The 16808-nt window shown below is 68.1% G+C and carries 12 protein-coding genes; 4 read left to right on the top strand and 8 right to left on the bottom strand.

Annotated elements, in window-relative coordinates; translation table 11 throughout:
• Window positions 1–4: 4 nt before the first annotated feature.
• The 8 genes from ACFFN1_RS15200 to ACFFN1_RS15165 form a co-directional block, all read right to left on the bottom strand.
• Window positions 5–994 (bottom strand): ABC transporter substrate-binding protein, encoded by a 990-nt coding sequence (locus tag ACFFN1_RS15200; protein WP_376841703.1) that lies wholly within the window; start codon window positions 992–994, stop codon window positions 5–7.
• A 44-nt stretch (window positions 995–1038) separates the two neighbouring features.
• A complete protein-coding gene (locus ACFFN1_RS15195) occupies window positions 1039–1272 on the bottom strand; it encodes a phosphopantetheine-binding protein (RefSeq protein ID WP_376841702.1) in 234 nt (77 codons plus the stop codon).
• A complete protein-coding gene (locus ACFFN1_RS15190; RefSeq protein WP_376841701.1) occupies window positions 1269–2141 on the bottom strand; it encodes an ABC transporter ATP-binding protein in 873 nt (290 codons plus the stop codon). The genes ACFFN1_RS15195 and ACFFN1_RS15190 overlap by 4 nt, the downstream gene beginning before the upstream one ends.
• Entirely contained in the window at window positions 2138–5410 is a 3273-nt protein-coding gene (locus ACFFN1_RS15185; protein ID WP_376841700.1) for a SidA/IucD/PvdA family monooxygenase, read from the bottom strand. The genes ACFFN1_RS15190 and ACFFN1_RS15185 overlap by 4 nt, the downstream gene beginning before the upstream one ends.
• Window positions 5407–6699 carry an isochorismate synthase gene (locus ACFFN1_RS15180; protein ID WP_376841699.1) on the bottom strand — a complete coding sequence of 431 codons (1293 nt, stop codon included), beginning with the start codon at window positions 6697–6699 and terminating at the stop codon, window positions 5407–5409. The genes ACFFN1_RS15185 and ACFFN1_RS15180 overlap by 4 nt, the downstream gene beginning before the upstream one ends.
• Complete coding sequence (locus ACFFN1_RS15175) at window positions 6696–7526, bottom strand: SDR family oxidoreductase (protein WP_376841698.1); 831 nt, start codon at window positions 7524–7526, stop codon at window positions 6696–6698. Before ACFFN1_RS15175 ends, ACFFN1_RS15180 begins: the two co-directional genes overlap by 4 nt.
• Window positions 7523–8188 carry an isochorismatase family protein gene (locus tag ACFFN1_RS15170; protein ID WP_376841697.1) on the bottom strand — a complete coding sequence of 222 codons (666 nt, stop codon included), beginning with the start codon at window positions 8186–8188 and terminating at the stop codon, window positions 7523–7525. Before ACFFN1_RS15170 ends, ACFFN1_RS15175 begins: the two co-directional genes overlap by 4 nt.
• Window positions 8189–8539: 351 nt before the next feature.
• Complete coding sequence (locus ACFFN1_RS15165; RefSeq protein ID WP_376841696.1) at window positions 8540–10102, bottom strand: alanine/glycine:cation symporter family protein; 1563 nt, start codon at window positions 10100–10102, stop codon at window positions 8540–8542.
• 389 nt (window positions 10103–10491) lie between these two features.
• Between ACFFN1_RS15165 and ACFFN1_RS15160 the strand changes: the two genes are divergently transcribed.
• The 4 genes from ACFFN1_RS15160 to ACFFN1_RS15145 all read left to right on the top strand — a co-directional run bounded on the left by ACFFN1_RS15160 (window position 10492) and on the right by ACFFN1_RS15145 (window position 16419).
• Window positions 10492–12129: an ABC transporter substrate-binding protein gene (locus ACFFN1_RS15160; RefSeq protein ID WP_376841695.1), complete on the top strand. Its 1638-nt coding sequence runs from the start codon at window positions 10492–10494 to the stop codon at window positions 12127–12129.
• Between the two features lie 140 nt (window positions 12130–12269).
• Window positions 12270–13361, top strand: coding sequence for an ABC transporter permease (locus tag ACFFN1_RS15155; RefSeq protein WP_376841694.1), 1092 nt, complete (start codon window positions 12270–12272; stop codon window positions 13359–13361).
• Window positions 13361–14443, top strand: a complete 1083-nt coding sequence (locus ACFFN1_RS15150) for an ABC transporter permease (protein WP_376841693.1) — start codon at window positions 13361–13363, stop codon at window positions 14441–14443. Before ACFFN1_RS15155 ends, ACFFN1_RS15150 begins: the two co-directional genes overlap by 1 nt.
• Complete coding sequence (locus ACFFN1_RS15145) at window positions 14440–16419, top strand: dipeptide ABC transporter ATP-binding protein (protein ID WP_376841692.1); 1980 nt, start codon at window positions 14440–14442, stop codon at window positions 16417–16419. The genes ACFFN1_RS15150 and ACFFN1_RS15145 overlap by 4 nt, the downstream gene beginning before the upstream one ends.
• Window positions 16420–16808 lie beyond the last annotated feature (389 nt).

The following is a 16808-nucleotide window of genomic DNA, read 5'->3' as shown; positions in this document are numbered from 1 at the left end:
GGTCTCAGACCTTCTTGAGGATGTCCTCGAGCTGATCGAGAACGATGTTGGCGGTTTCGTAGCGGTCCGGGAAGAAGTGCTTGACGCCGAAGGCATGGCCGGCCTTGACCGCAGGCAGCTGCTGGTAGGTGGGCACGTCTGCGAGCTCGGCCGCACCGGCGCCGGGCTCGCCGTCAACGCCCATCTCGGTGAGGATGATGCTCGTGTCGCTGAGCTTCGTCAGCTGCTCGGTCGACAGATCCGTGCCGTTGCGGTCCGTGACCTCAGCAGACACCGGATCGAGTGTGCCGCCGATATCGGTGATGATGCCGCCGAGCCACGAGATCGGCGTGTAGACCGAGACATTGCCCTCGAAGTGATCGATCGGAGCGAAGGTGTACTCTTCGAGCTTGTCGCCGTAGGTCGTCTTGATGTGGTCGACCTTCTTCTCGTACTCCTCCTTGGCCTCCTCGGCCTTGTCGCCGGATCCGACGATCTCGGCGATCTGCAGAGTGGCGTCCTTGGCCTGGGTGGCGCCTTCGGCGCGGATGAGGACCGTCGGTGCGATGCCCTTGAGGCGCTTGTACTCCTCCTGGGCCTGCGGCGAGATCTCCTCATCCTTGCCGGCGCGCACCGTGCCGATGAGCAGATCCGGTTTCTGTGCGGCGATCTTCTCGTACTCCCAGCCGTCGGGGCCGAGCACTGCCGGCAGGTCCTTGACCTGCTCGAACTCCTCGGGCAGCAATCCATCCGGCATGTCGCCGGTGGCCGTGGCCTTCGGTGTGATCCCAGCGGAGAGCAGCGGGCCGATCGCGCCCTCCAAGGCGACGACCGATGTCGGCTCCGTGGGGATCTCCACTTCGCCGAAAGCGGTTTCGACCGTCTTCGTCGCCCCGTCTCCCTCGCCGTCGTCCTGCCCTCCGGCTTGGCTCCCGGCCCCGCCGGAGCAGGCTGACAGGACGAGCGCAGCCGCTGCTGCCAGCAGCGCGATGCCCTTGCGTGTTGTGACCTTCATTGCGTTCTCCCTCTGTGTGTTGTGCGGTGTGATGGAAGGGTCTGTCATAGTGAATCGGCGTCGAGGACCTCCAGCAGGTCGTCCACCGTGCGTGCGGCGACGATGTCGCCGAAATCGAGGTCCGGGCGGGCGGCGCGCCAGCGATCTGCCAGACGCATGAGCCGGATCGAGTCGATGCCGAGGTCGAAGATCTCGTCGGCACCCGCGACGGGTTCGCCGTCGGCGGCTTCGCTCAGCTGGGTGAGGATCGTTTTTCGGTCGAGGTGTGTGGCGCTCACGGCTGCTCCTCTGCGGCTGTCACGGGGTGGGTGGTCTCTGGGCACTGTGCGGATGACGTGCTGTGTCCGGCAGCGCCGGTGCGCGGCAACACGACGGGAGCGCCGGTGCGCGGGTCGGCGATGACCTCGGCGCTGAGCCCGTAGGCGTCGGCGAGCAGCTCGGCGGTGAGCACCTCGTGTGGTGAGCCGAAGGCCGATGTGCGGCCGTGCTCGATCACGAGGAGATCATCAGCGAAGGCGGCCGCGAGGTTGAGGTCGTGCAGAACCGCGACGACGGTGCGTCCCTCCGCTGCCAGGGAGCGGCCCAGGCACAGCAGATCGGCCTGGTGGGCCAGATCGAGGAAGGCGGTCGGTTCGTCGAGCAGCAGCACGGGGGCGTCCTGGGCGAGCACGAGGGCGAGCCAGGCCCGCTGCCGCTGCCCACCGGACAGATCGGTCAGCGAGCGCTCCGCGAGGTTGGTAAGCGACAGCCTCTCGATCGCAGCGTCGACGGCTGCATGATCACTCCGGCTCAGCGGCGCGAACGGCCGGCGGTGCGGTGTCCGACCGCGTTCGACGAGCCCGCGCACACTCACCCCTTCGGGTGCGAACGGTGACTGGGGCAGAAACGCCACCTGCTGGGCGTAGGACCGCCGCGACATGCGTCGCACATCGGCTTCGTCGAGCGCGATCCGGCCCTGGCAGGACAGCTGGCGGGCCAGGCAAGACAGCAGCGTCGACTTCCCGCTGCCGTTGGGGCCGATGACAGCGGTGAACCTGCCGGGCTCAAAGCATGCGTCGATGTCGTGTAGCACCGGCACTTTCGGGTCGTATGCGGCAGAGATCCCAGCGCAACTGAGCGTCGGTGCGGTGGCCTGCAGAACGTTCATGAGGTGAGATGGGCAGCAGCCACCGGGGCGGCATCCGGCAGTGCGGTGTGGTGGGCTGGCAGGTGCGCGCCCACGGTCCGCTCGGCAACTGATTCAGCCGGTGTATCCAGCAGCGCTGCGGTGATCTCACCGGCGCGCAGCGCCACGTCCGACAGCAGCGTCGCAGCGATCCCATGCTGGTGGCCGGTGACGCCGAGGGCGAAGAGCCGACCGGTGTCCGGCCGATCCCACTGCAACCGGTAGTCCCGGGTGGCCAGCACCCGCCCGGCCTCGTCGCGCAGCAGCTGATCGCCGGCCGGTCCGAGGAGTTCGGCAGGGTCGAGCGGCCGGTAGCCGGTGGCTGAGACCACCGCATCGGCGGTGATGACGGTGCGGCTGCCGTCGAGGTCGTGGCCGATGGCGACGGTGAGCCGGGGCGGGCGCCCCTCCGGCTGCGAGACCGAACCCGCTCCCGCGGTGCTGGCTGCCTCCTCGGCGGTGCCCGTTCCCGCGGTGCTGGCCGCCTCCTCGGCGGTGCCGGTCTCCTCGGTGATCGATTCGATGCGGGAGGCATCGTGGATGACGATCCGCTCGTCACCGGCCCACCGGTCGGCGTACTGCGCGTCGTAGAGCGCCTGAATGGTGTTCTCATGCACGACCGAGTAATTGGTGTTCCGGTGGACGGCGCTGAGCCTGTCGCGCACCTCGGCCGGGGCGTAGTAGAGCCGGTCGACGGACGCATGGTCGAAGATGCGGTTGGCGTAGGGCGTGGCATCAGACGGGATGAGGCCGAAGCGCGAATGGACCAGGTGCACACGTGCGGCCGGGAAGCGCTCCCGCAGGTCAAGGCAGACTTCGGCGGCTGACTGCCCGCCGCCGATGACGACGAGTTCAGTCCTGACTGCGCGCTCTGCCTCAGTCGCGTCGCAGCCCTGCGCGTCGCCGGGCTGTGCCCTGCTGTCCGAAGCCCTGCTGCCCTGGGCTCCGATCGGCAATGTGCCGATCCGGTGCAGATAGTCAGCGGAGTGGATGAGCCGCTCATGGCTGCCGAACTCAGCTGGAGTGCAGGGCTGCAGCCCGCAGGCGAGCACTACGTCGCGGGCGCGGTAGGTGCGGGGTCCGTCGGGGGTCTCGGCGCGGACGATGTAGCCGATGATCTCCGAGCCGTCGAAGCCGGCACCGTCCCCGGCCACCGCCTCGGCGCCGGTTCCGTTGACAGCGGTGATCGGCTCGACGGAGGTGACCCGGTGGGAGTAGTGCACCCAGTCTCCCAGCTGCTGGGCGGCCCACTGCAGATAGGCGGCGAACTCGACGCGCAGCGGTTCGGAGGAGCCGCGGTTGAAGAAGTCCTGGATGCGGTCGTGCGCGGCGAGGAAGTTGAGGAACGACAACTGAGAGCAGGGATTGCGCAGGGTCACGAGGTCCTTGACATAGCTGATCTGCAGGCTGGCATCGGGCAGCAGCATGCCGGCATGCCACTGCGGGCCGGCAGCCGCGTCGAGGAACACCGCAGTGGGAGTGTCGGCGGACGGCAGCTCGGACAGCGCGGCGGCGAGAGCCATATTCGCCGGCCCGAATCCGATGCCGAGGACATCGGTGGTGGTGGTGTCGTCTTCGCAGGCGGCTGCAGCGGTGCGGCTGATCTTTCCGACGGGGGTCTGGGGCAGTTCGGTCACGAGGGTGAAGGTCTCCGGAATCTTGTAGTCGGCCAATGAGATGTCGCGCAGATGTCTGCGCAGCACACGTGAGCTGAGCGCATCCTCCCAGCCGGGCCGCGGCACGATGTGGGCTTCGACGCGTTCGCCGAGCACCGGGTCTTTAGCTCCGCGCACCCGTGCATCGGACACTCCCGGGTGGCGCATGAGCAGGGATTCGACCTCGGCGGGGGCGATCTTCTCGCCGCCGCGATTGATCTGCTCCTTGACCCGGCCGACGACGCTGATGTCGCCGTCGGGTGAACAGCGCACGAGGTCGCCGGTGCGGAAGAACCCGTCGGCGGTGAATGATGCGGCATTGACCTGCGGGGCCGCATAGTAGCCGGGGATCGTGTAGGGCCCGCGCACGAGCAGCTCCCCGGTCTCACCGGTCGGCACCGCGCAGCCGTCGGCGTCGACGACGCGGACCTCATCGGCCGGCGACATCGGCCGGCCCTGGGTGGTGGCGATGAGTTCGGCAGATCCGTCCAGCGGTGTGTAGCACACAAGGCCCTCGGCCATCCCGTAGACCTGCTGGAGGGGTGCGAGTTCGGCGCTGACCCGCCGGGCGGTCGACTCCGCCAGCCGCGCCCCGCCGATGAGGATCCGCTGCAGACCGGCCGGCGGCCTCACCCCGGAGTCGAGCCAGCTGTGCACCAGCGGTGGGACAGCCTGGATGTGGGTGACACGATGTGCGCCGACGGCGGCGAAGACGCTGCGCGCATCGGCAGCCGGAGGGATGACGACGTGCCCACCGGCGGCCAGCGCGCCCATCCACCCAGGCGAGGACATGGGGAAGTTGTGGGCCAGCGGCACAGCGGGCAGCAGCACGGTCGCGGCGTCGAATCCGCACACGGTGTTCGAGCGCAGGAACGAGTAGATGTACTCCCGGTGGGCGCGCGGAATGAGCTTCGAGGCCCCGGTCGTGCCCCCGGAGAGCTGGAAGAACGCGAGATCGGCAGCGCTGGCGGCCGGTCGCGTGTTCGCCGCGCCCGAGGCGGTGGCCGGGGTGGCGGCCGGGGACAGATGATCGTCTCCCCAGGCGATGGTGCGCAGTCCCGGTACGGCGGATTCGACGGCATCGGTGAGCTCGGCAGCGGCAGCAGACGACAGCCCCGGCAACGCTCCGAGCAGATGCACGCGGGCACGTGCGACGGTGGCGAAGTGCACGATCTCCTGCACCCGGTGGGCCGGCAGCGCGAAGACCGGGATGGCACTGATCTGCAGCAGCGCGATGGCGGTGACGATGAGGTTGAGGCCGTCGGGCAGGTGCAGCACGACGCGGGTGCCGGATCCGATGCCGTGCGCGCGCAGCTGGGCGGCGGTGGCTGCGACGAGGCCGGGCAGCTGGCCGTGCGTGATGCTCATCGTCACGTCGGTGATCGCCGGGCGGGCAGCTGTGCTCGGGTCTGCTGCCGCGGCGAGCAGCACCTCGTCCAGCCGCTGGTCTCCCCACAGTCCGGCTGCGATGTAGGCCTCTGCCTGTGCGGCGGGGTGGCGCGGGTAGTCCGGATCGAGCGGGTCCGGTGTCGGTGGGCCGAGGGGCGTCGGCAGGGTGGGCCGCCTACTGTCGGTCTGCTGTGCGTGCTGGGTCATTGCAGTCCTTCCGCCGCGGCGAGCATGGTGCCGAACTTCGCGGCCGTCTCGGCATGTTCAGCAGCCGGATCCGAGCCGGCGACGATCCCGGCGCCGGCTTGGAGGGTCAGACGGGTCGGGCTCAGCTGAGCCGAGCGCAGCACCAGCGACCAGCGGCCGTTGCCGTGGGCGTCCGTCCACCCGACCAGCCCGGAGTAGAACCCGCGCCGGTGCTGTTCGAGCTCGGTGATGAGATCGACCGCCGCAGCTGCCGGGGATCCGCAGACAGCCGGAGTCGGGTGCAAGGCCAGCGCTGCGGCCAGAGCGGACACACTGGGGGTGAGCCTGCCGGTGATGCGCGTGCCCAGATGCCACATGCAGTCGGTGGCGAACAGCTCTGGAGCGGCAGGGCTGGAGAGATGTTCGGTCAGGTCGGCCAGCGCCGCACGGATGTGATCGACGACGTAGGCGTGTTCGCGCAGATCCTTCCCAGCGGTGCAGAACTCCGGTCCCGGTGCCCGCTGACCGGCCAGCCGGGGCCGCGATCCCGCCAGCGGATGGGTCATGAGGGTCCCGTTGTGGACATCGGCGACGACCTCCGGGCTCGCACCGATCCAGTACTGCTCATGCGGCAGGCGGACGTGGAAGACGTCAGCGGTGGGATTGGCGGCATTGAGGCGGTGCAGCAGCGTAGTGACGGCCTGCACCGGGGTCAGCTGCTCAGCCAGGGGTATGCGCATCCTGCGGGCGAGGACGACCTTCTCGACCCGACCGGCGGCGATGTGCTCCAACGCCTGGCTGACCGCCGTCCGGTAGTGCGGTGAGTCCGGCACTGCTGTCTGGTCGCGCGGGGGGCCGGAACTGTCAGCTGGTCGGCGGGTCTGCGCGGGCAGCGGTATGCGGCGCGGGGTCAGGGTGACATCGTCTGTCAGCCGCAGACAGGCCGGTTCAGAGGTGTCGAACGGGATGAGCCCGCAGACGATGTGCGCCCGACCGGTGCGCCTCCCCGCCGCCGTCAGCATCTCCATCACGGCCTCGGCTGCCTGCGGACCGCCGCCGGCGAACACCGGGGTGAGAAGCTGCCCGCCGCGTGCCTGCAGGGTCCAGCCCTGTGCCGCGAAGGAGAAGTCCGGGACGGTGGTGTCGGCGGCGTTCTCGTCTGCTCGGGTTTCTGCCGGGGCCGGCAGCGTGCCGGAAGTGGCTGGGGAGGTGGTGCCCGCAACGGCTGGGGAGGCTGTGGCGGGTCCGGCCGTTCCCGAGGCGGTGGTCGGGGAGGCCGTGGACGCCGGGGAGATGGTGGTCGTGGTCATGGGGTTGTCGCACCTCCGTCGACGGTGAGCTCAGCGGCAGTGACATGGCAGGCGGCATCGCTGAGCAGGAAGGCTGCGACCCGGGCGATGTCGTCAGGTTCGGCGATGCGTCCGAGCGGGATTCCGGTGCGGAACCGGCTGGGGTCGCCTGCGATCGCCTCGGCGCTGCGGTCGTGACCGTCCCACATCCGTGCGACCATGTCGGTCCGGGTGGTGCCCGGGTTGACGACATTGCAGCGGATGCCGGCGTGGCCGAGCTCCAAGCCGAGGCTGCGCGTGAAGTGAGCGGCAGCGGCTTTCGTTGCGCCGTAGGCGGCGAAGCCGGCGCGCGGCACGCTGCCGGCGTTCGACGCAATGGTGAGGATCGAGCGGTCGGTGTCGGCGCCGGTGCTGGTGCCGGTGGCGTCCCCATCCGGTGCGGGCTGCTGGGCGAGCATCGTGCGGGCAGCCGCCGTGGACATCTCGATGACACCGGTGAGGTTGACGCTGACGAGCCGGTCGATGTCGGCGCGGCTCAGATCCACCGCCTCACCGGTGACGAGCACTCCGGCCACATTGGCCAGCGCTCGCAGGCGGTGTGCTGCGGCCAGTTGCGTGAAGAACTCAGCGACTGCCTCTGCAACAGTGACGTCGAGACGGTGACGCTCTGCCTTGCTCGGGACGGCGAGGTCGGCTGCGGTCCAGGCGGAGTCGACGGCGAGGACAGCGGTGTCCGGGTGGAAGTCAGGGGCGGTGGTGAGCAGCTCGGTCAGTGCTCGACCGATCCCTCCTGCCGCACCGGTCACGACGATGGCAGAGGTGGGGGACGTGGCGGGGTGGACGGTCATACCGTCACAGCGCCTGACACCGGGCGGATGACGGCGAGAGCGTCAAGCACCTCGGCGCTCGCTGTCACCTGCCCGCAGCGGGATCCCACGTAGTCGAGTGCCATCTGGTGGTCGGCGGCACTGAAGTCTGCCTGGGCGTCGGCGACGAAGAACACCTTGATGTCGTGCATGAAGGCGTTGAGCGCTGTCGTCAGACAGCCGATGTGGGAATAGACGCCGGTGATGATGAGCTGGTCGCGGTCGTGGTTGCGCAGACGATCGAGCAGATCCGAACGGTGGAAGGCCGAGTACCGCCATTTCGTCAGCACGATGTCGGCCGGTTCGGGTGCGAGCTCGTCGATGATCGCGGCAGCGGCCGGGGTCTCGAGTCCGGTGCCCCAGAAGTCGGTCAGCAGTCTCCTGTCAGCTGCATGCTGGGCAGGCGGCTGAGCGGTGTAGACGACCGGCACCTCGGCTGCGCGGCACGCGCTCGCCAGCTTCGCTGTCGCTGCGATGGCGCGTGTGATCTGGGAGGACGGGGTCCGGTCGAAGGCGTCGACGAAGTGGTTCTGCAGGTCGTGGATGAGCAGCATGGCGCGAGCCGGTTCGAGAGTCCACGCGGTCCGATTGGCGGTGGCAGGGTGTGCATCGAGTGCATAGGCCGGGATGGAGGGGAGCGGCATAGGGCGGGGAAACCTCGGAAACGTAGCGGTCGATGAGTCTCAGGTCAGGTTCGGCTGGCCTTAGTGAGAACAGGCTAACATTTAACGAGATGGTGAAGCCTGTGTGAAGAGTCACATGCGCTGCCAGGGTGATCGGTCCCACTCACGACCGATCCCTCCAGCGATCGCGTCGGCTCCGCGCACACGAACGGCCCGGGTGATCGATGATCACTACCGGGCCGTCGCTTGCTTTCGCTGCGACCGTCGTCAGCCATCGTTGGGGCCGCCGTCAGCTCTCGTTGGGGCCGTCGTCAGCCTCTGTCGAGGAGGTTCAGCCTGGGGCCGTCACTGGTCTTTTCGCTGTCACTGCGCTCAGCCGCGGTGTGAGCCGGCCGCCTCGCTGCCGCGGCGGTCGATCTTCTGGCCGGTGGCCTCCTCGTGGGCCTCGATGTGCAGACCCGACTCCCAGTGCTCAGCACCCGGGATCGGGCACGTCTCCGGAATGTAGACCGGATCCTTGCCGGCCTTGCGCTGGGCCTCGAAGTCCTTGAGGATCTTGAACGCCGGGCCCTGGATGAGCAGGATGCCGATGATGTTGAGCCACGCCATGAGACCGACGCCGATGTCGCCGAGCGTCCAGGCATCGCCGGCACCGCCGACGGCGCCGATGACGACGGCCACGAGGATCGCCAGCTGCAGCAGACGCATGAGGACGTTGCGCAGCAGCGCGTTGCGCGAGTTGCGCAGCAGGTAGGAGAGGTTCGTCTCGGCCATGTAGTAGTAGGCCACGATCGTCGTGAAGGCGAAGAACGCCAGCGAGATCGCGATGAAGCTTGCACCCAGGCCCGGCACGATCGTGTCGAAGCTGTTCTGCACATAGCCCGGACCGGCCTCGACACCCTCGGGCAGGTGACCGCCTTCGCCGACGAGCGGGCCGCCGTCCTCACCCTCGTAGACGCGGTACATGCCGGTCGAGAGGATCATGAACGCCGTAGCCGAGCACACCAGCAGAGTGTCGATGTAGACCGCACCGGCCTGCACCAGGCCCTGCTTGGCCGGGTGGGAGACCTCGGAGGCGGCAGCGGCGTGCGGACCGGTGCCCTGACCGGCCTCATTGGAGTAGATGCCGCGCTTGACACCCCAGGCCACAGCCTCACCCACGACCGCGCCGAAGGCGGCATCCTGGCCGAAGGCCGAGGACACGATGAGTGAGACGACCTCGGGGATGGCGCTGGCGTTGATGATGACGACGATGATCGCGCCGATGATGTAGATGACGGCCATGAACGGCACGACGATCGAGGCGAAGTTCGCGATGCGCTTGATGCCGCCGATGATGATGAAGCCGAGCACGATGACGATGCCGACCGCCGGGATCCACGGCTCCAGGCCCCACGCATTGGCCATCGCCGAGGAGATGCCGTTGGCCTGCACGCCGGGCAGCAGCGAGCTCATCGCGAAGATCGTGACACAGGCGAAGACCGCTCCGTAGAGCTGGAACAGGCCCTTGGCCTTCGTGTGCGCGTACGCCTTCGCCAGGTAGTAGGCCGGGCCGCCGCGGTACTCACCGGTATCGCGGTCGCGCTCCTTGTAGATCTGGCCGAGTGTCGACTCGACGAACGACGTCGAGGCGCCGAGCAGGGCGACCGTCCACATCCAGAACACCGCACCCGGGCCGCCGAGCGCGATCGCGGTGGCCACACCGGCGATGTTGCCGGTGCCCACGCGGCCGGACAGCGACACCGCCAGCGCCTGGAAGGACGAGACTCCCGAGGAGGAGCCCTTGCCGGTGAACATGTAGACGAAGATGTCGCCGATCCGGCGGATCTGGATCGCTTTCGTGCGAATCGTGAAGAACACGCCCACGCCGAGGCACAGGTACACGAGCACCGGCGACCAGACGAGGTCGTTGAGTGTGCCGATAAGTTCGGACATACAGGACTCCTTAGAGATGTCAGCCCAGCCGGCACCTCGGGGCCGGAGGGCAGAGCGCTCTCCGGGGTCGGCGGTGTCCGGACGGAAGAAAGGGGGAGTGGGCAGGGCGCACGAATGTGCGGCCTGCGTCACACCTAGCGATATTCATTCCACACATGGTGGGGGCGTGTCAATTCCCTGTGAAAGTACATGGGTTACCCTATACAACATGACGCCTGTCCTGGAGAGTGCGACTCTTTTTGGCCATGCGTCCGCTGCAGAGGCGGACACTGTGCCGGCAGTCACACTTTGATTGCGATCTGGGATATACATGGCACTAACCGTCCCCTGGCGACACCGCAGTCCTAAGGTGACGTCTGGTTCACTCCTGAATGACGAAAGGCGCGTTCATGTTCCGATCACGTAAGCTGCTGGCCACCGGCGCAGCACTCGGCGCGACAGCGATGGTGCTGTCAGCCTGCTCCACCTCGACCACCGGCGGCGGTGGCGAAGGCGAGTCCGGTGATGCGCTCACCATCGGCACCACCGACAAGGTCACCGTCCTTGACCCAGCCGGCTCATACGACAACGGCTCCTTCTTCGTCATGAAGCAGGTGTTCCCGTTCCTGCTCAGCTACAAGCCCGGCACCGCAGACATCGAGAACGACATCGCCGAATCGGCCGACTTCACCGACCCGACGACCTTCGAGGTCAAGCTCAAGGAGGGCCTGAAGTTCTCCAACGGCAACGAGCTGACCTCCTCGGACGTGAAGTTCTCCTTCGACCGCCAGCTCGGCATCCAGGATCCCAACGGCCCGTCCTCGCTGCTCGGCAGCCTCGAATCAGTCGAGACCCCCGATGACCTGACGGTCCAGTTCAAGCTGAACAAGGAGAACGACCAGATCTTCCCGCAGGTGCTCGCCGGCCCGGCCGGCCCGATCGTCGACGAGGACACCTTCTCCGCCGACGAGATCACCTCCGATGACGAGATCGTCGACGGCGACGCCTTCGGCGGCCCGTACAAGATCGGCTCGTACCAGTTCAACGAGCTCGTCGCCTACGAAGCCAACCCCGAATACCAGGGCGCGCTCGGCGAGGCCAGGACGTCCAACGTGCAGATGCGCTACTACTCCGACGCCAACAACATGAAGCTCGACGTCGAGAAGGGCCAGATCGATGTGGCCTGGCGCTCGCTGTCAGCCACCGACATCGAAGACCTCGAAGGCAGCGACAACGTCGACGTCCACCAGGGCCCCGGCGGCGAGATCCGCTACATCGTCTTCAACTTCGACACCATGCCCTTCGGCGCCAAGACCGACGACGCCGACGAGGACAAGGCGCTCGCCGTCCGCCAGGCTATGGCCGACTCGATCGACCGCGAGGCCGTGGCCGACCAGGTCTACAAGGGCACCTACACCCCGCTGTACTCGCACATGCCCACCGAACTGCCGGCAGCGAAGGAATCGCTCAAGGAGATGTACGGCGACGGCAACGGCGGCGCCGACGTCGAGAAGGCCAAGAAGCGCCTCGAGGACGCCGGTGTTGAGACCCCGGTCGAGCTCAAGCTCCAGTACAACCCCGACCACTACGGCCCGTCGTCTGGTGACGAGTACGCGCTCATCAAGGACCAGCTGGAGTCGACCGACCTGTTCACCGTCGACCTGCAGTCCACCGAATGGGTCAAGTACGCCGAGGACCGCACCGCCGACGTCTACCCGCTGTACCAGCTCGGCTGGTTCCCCGACTACGCCGACGGCGACAACTACCTCGTGCCGTTCTTCTACAACACCGAGGAGAACCCGTCATTCCTCGCCAACCACTACACCAACGACGAGCTCAACACGCTGCTCAAGGAGCAGGGCTCCGAGGCCGACGAGGGCAAGCGCGCTGAGGAGCTCGGCAAGGCGCAGGACATCGTCGGCGAGGAGCTGCCGACCCTGCCGCTGCTGCAGGGCAACCAGATCGCCGTCTCGGGCACGGACGTCAAGGGCGTCGACGACACCCTCGACCCGTCCTTCCAGTTCCGCCTGGCGCTGCTGGAGAAGTGACGCCCGACTGAACCGCGCACCGCAGCCGAGGCGGGGATCGCACCAGCGTCCCGCCTCGGCTCCGGTCTGCCGGGAGGCGAGTGACGCCTCGGCGGCGGAGACCAGAACCACCCAGATCCCAACCCACGAAATGTGAACCCATGACCGCAAGCGTCCAGGTGCCCGATCTCGCTGAGGATCCAGCAGCGAAGACGGCCAAACGCAGCTCCGGATCCGGCCTGGGGAGATACATCCTCATCCGGTTCCTGCTCATCATCCCGACCGTGTGGATCCTCACCACCCTCGTCTTCTTCCTCATGCGCATCACCGGCGACCCGATCACCGCCGCCCTCGGCGGGCGCCTGACCCAGGCGCAGCTGGCCGAGCGCGTCGCCGCCGCCGGCTACGATCGGCCGATCCTCGTCCAGTACGTCGAATACCTCGGAAACATGCTGCGCGGCGACTTCGGCACCACCCTGTCGGACAACCGCCCGGTCACCTCGATCCTCATGACCTACGGGGCCGCGACCCTGGAGCTCGTGTTCTTCGCGCTCATCGTCGCACTGCTGCTCGGCATCCCGCTCGGCATGATCGCCGCTCGCTTCCGCGACACCTGGCCTGATGCCACCCTGCGCGTGCTTGCGATCCTCGGCTACGCCACCCCGGTGTTCTTCGCCGGCCTCATCCTCAAGCTCATCTTCGGCGTGCTCTTCCCGATCCTGCCGATCGCCGGCCGTGCAAGCTCCTCGACTGAACTCGTTATGGGCGGCGTGGTCGCACCCACCCGCATCTACTTCATCGACGCGCTGCGGATCGGCGACATGGCCGCCTTCACCGACGTCATGAGCCACGCCGTGCTGCCGGCGATCGCACTCGGCCTGCTCACCGGCGGCACGTTCCTCCGCCTCGTGCGCACCAACCTCATCGGCACGCTCGGTCAGCAGTACATCGAATCCGGCCGCTCCCGAGGCGTATCCGAGTTCCGGCTCGTGACCCGCCACGCCTACCGCCCGGCCCTCATCCCGATCATCACCGTCATGGGCATGCAGATCGCCCTCATGCTCGCCGGTGCGGTGCTCACGGAGACGACGTTCGAGTGGAAGGGGCTGGGCTTCCAGCTCGCGAACTACCTCACCGCCCGCGACTTCGTCGCTGTGCAGGGCATCGTCATCATGCTCGCCGTCATCGTCGCGGTGACGAACTTCATCGTCGACATCATTGCCGCCCTCATCGACCCGCGAGTGAGGTACTGATGACCCAGCCAACCGATCGCACGAACGACAGCACCGGCAGCGCACACGCCGCCACCGGTGCCCGCGCAGCCGGCGCCTCGGGCGCAGGGACCGGCCAGACCGGCGCCTCGGGCGCGGGGACCGGCCAGACCGGCGGCCCGCAGCGGCACTGGACCTCGCGGGTGCCGGTCATCAGCCACCTCAAGCAGTCCGTCGGACTGCAGCGCGGCATGCTCATCGCCGGTCTCGTCATGTGCGCGATCGTGCTGCTGACCGCGCTGCTCGCACCGCTGCTCGCCCCCTACGGGTTCAACCAGCTCGCCGATGAGGCCGGGCGCTTCGGCGCCCAGCAGCCGCCGAGTGGCAAACATCCGTGGGGCACGACTGTCGGCGGTTTCGACGTGCTCTCCCGCGTCATCTGGGGTGCGCGCACGGCCGTGTTCGTCATCGTCGTCGCCGTGCTCATGTCGATCTTCCTCGGCGTCATCCTCGGGCTCATCTCCGGTTACATCGGCGGCTGGCTCGACCGGAGCCTCGTCGTCGTCGCCGACGCCATCTACGCCTTCCCGTCGCTGCTGCTGGCGATCGTCATGACGATCGTCATCTCCGGCGGGCAGTCCAACGTGGTCGGCGGTGTGCTCGCCGCGGCGATCTCGATCACCGTCGTGTTCATCCCGCAGTACTTCCGGGTGGTGCGCGCCGAGACCGTCCGCCTCAAGGCCGAACCCTTCGTCGAGGCCGCCCAGGTGATCGGCGTGTCGAAGACACGGATCGTGGCCCGCCACATCTACCGCAACGCCACCCGCAACCTGCCGCTCATCTTCACGCTCAACGCCTCTGAGGCGATCCTCACCCTGGCGGCCCTTGGCTTCCTCGGCTTCGGCATCGAGCCGACGTCCGCCTCCGAATGGGGATACGACCTGAACAAGGCACTGGCCGACGTCACCTCCGGCATCTGGTGGACCTCCGTGTTCCCCGGCACCGCCATCGTCATGACGGTGCTGGGCATCACGCTCGTCGGCGAGTCCATCAACGACCTCAACGACCCCCGGCTGCGCGTGCGCCGGAAGAAGGCCCGCGCGAAGAAGGTGGAGAACGCATGACAGACGAGACCCGCAACCCAGCTGCGTCCTCAGGCGGGGGCACCGGAACCGGCGCCGGCCGCGCTCACGGGGCCACCGCCTCGGGCGCGGGGGCAGGACAGGCGAGGACCGCCTCGGGCACGGGACGCGAGCCGCTGCTTAGCATCGAGGACCTTGACATCACCTTCGCCACCGACGGCGGCGACGTGCACGCCGTCAACGACCTCTCGCTTGCCGTCGCGCCCGGCGAAGTGCTCGCGATCGTCGGCGAATCCGGATCCGGCAAGACCGTGACCGCCAAGTCGATCCTGCGCCTGCTTCCGGAGACCGCGACCGTCGGCGGGACGATCGTCGTCTCCGGCGCCGACGTCGTGACCGCCAGTCGCGAGCAGCTGCGCGAACTGCGCGGCAGCTCCGCCTCGATGGTGTTCCAGGAGCCTTCGACCGCCCTCAACCCCGTGTTCACCGTCGGCTGGCAGATCGCCGAGGGCCTGCGCGTGCACAATCCCAAGATGAGCCGCAAGGAGCTGCGCACCCGCGTCGTCGAGGCGATGGAGAAGGTCGGCATCCCCAACGCGTCTGAGCGCTGCGACTACTACCCGCACCAGTTCTCCGGCGGGCAGAAGCAGCGCATCGTCATCGCGATGGCGCTCGCACTCGGCGCGAAGCTCATCATCGCCGACGAGCCCACCACCGCCCTCGACGTCACCGTGCAGGCCGAGATCCTCGACCTGCTGCGCGACCTGCGCGATGAGATGGACACCGCGATCGTGCTCATCACCCACAACATGGGTGTTGTCGCCGACCTCGCCGACCGGGTCGCCGTCATGTACCGCGGCGACCTCGTCGAGACCGCCGATGTGCAGACGCTGTTCGCCGAACCGCGCGAGGAGTACACCCGCAGCCTGCTCGCCGCCGTGCCGCGCCTGACCTCGGTGTCCGAGCGCGACGCCGGGGCGCTGGATGCCGAGGCTGGGGCTGGTGCGGCTGAGGCGCGCGGGGCCGCGGCGGGTGCTTCGGTACGCGACCCGGCCGGCGCCTCGGGAGCGGGTGCCTCGGCGCGCGACCGGGCCGGTGCCTCGGGAGCGGGGCAGGCCACCACCTCGGGAGCGGCCACCGCCTTGGGAACGGCCACCGGCGCCGAGGCGGGGCGGGCCCGGCCGGACGCCGAGCCGATCGTCGTGGCCAAGGACCTGGAGATCGTCTACTCCGGCGGAATCGGCAAGCCCGACTTCACCGCCGTCGACGGCGTCAGCTTCGAGATCCGGCCCGGCGAAGTGTTCGGCATGGTCGGCGAGTCCGGCTCCGGCAAGACGACGATCGGGCGCGCGATCGCGGGCCTGACGAAGGCCACCGGCGGGTCGCTGCGCGTGTTCGACCACGAGATGGTCGGGTTCAAGGAGCGGAGGTTCAAGCCGCTGCGCAAGCGGATCGGGTTCGTGTTCCAGGACCCGGCGGCCTCGTTCAACCCGCACCTGAGCATCGGCGAATGCGTGGCCGAGCCGCTGGCCGTCCACCAACCCGACATGTCCGCCAGCGACCGCCGGCAGCGTACGCGCGAGCTGCTCGAGGCCGTGCAGCTGCCGGAGGTCTACGCCGACAGGTTCCCGCACGAGCTCTCCGGCGGTCAGCGTCAGCGTGCCTCGCTGGCCCGCGGCATCGCGCTCAACCCGGAGCTGCTCATTGCCGACGAGCCGACAAGTGCCCTTGACGTCTCGGTGCAGGCGCGCGTGCTGGAGCTGTTCGCTGAGCTGCAGGAGCGCTTCAACTATGCGGCACTCTTCATCAGCCATGATCTGGCCGTCGTCGATATGCTCTCGGATCGCATCGGCGTGCTCTTCCACGGCCGCCTGCTCGAAGAGGGCACCGGCGCGCAGGTGCTCGGCAGCCCGCAGCACGACTACACCCGCAAGCTCATCGCCTCGCTGCCCGTGCCCGACCCCGTCGAGCAGGCCAAGCGCCGCGAACTCGCCCGCGAGATCCGCGCCCGGGTGTAGGGGGCTGGTGGTTGGTCTTTCGGAAGTGCGGGCGGCCGGCTGCCTGGAGTGCTCGGCTTGAGCCTGGGTGGCCCGCCATCACCGTAGGCAGCCGCTGATCGCCACCTCCTCCTGAACGTGACCGGCTCCGTTGTTTCGACGGGGCCGGTTGCGTTTATTCAGGGGGCGGGGAGTGGGGTGGGTTGTCCGTGCCTCATGGGAGGGTGGACGTATAGCTGAGACCCGGTGCTGCGGGAGCGCAGACGGCGCGAGGGAAGCCGCGTCGACGACGCTACGGGTAGCGATGATGCTCCTATAGGTTGTCAAGCGATTTGGAGGAGATATCGGCGGTATTCGTGGGTGAAGTCGTCGTCTCGGGATTTGCCTCGTTCGATGTTTGAGACCTTTGC

It is taken from the genome of Brevibacterium otitidis (assembly GCF_042429315.1).
Taxonomy (GTDB): Bacteria; Actinomycetota; Actinomycetes; order Actinomycetales; family Brevibacteriaceae; genus Brevibacterium; species Brevibacterium otitidis.
The sequence above is the reverse complement of the archived record's forward strand: the minus strand, read 5'-3'. Positions and strand labels throughout refer to the sequence as shown.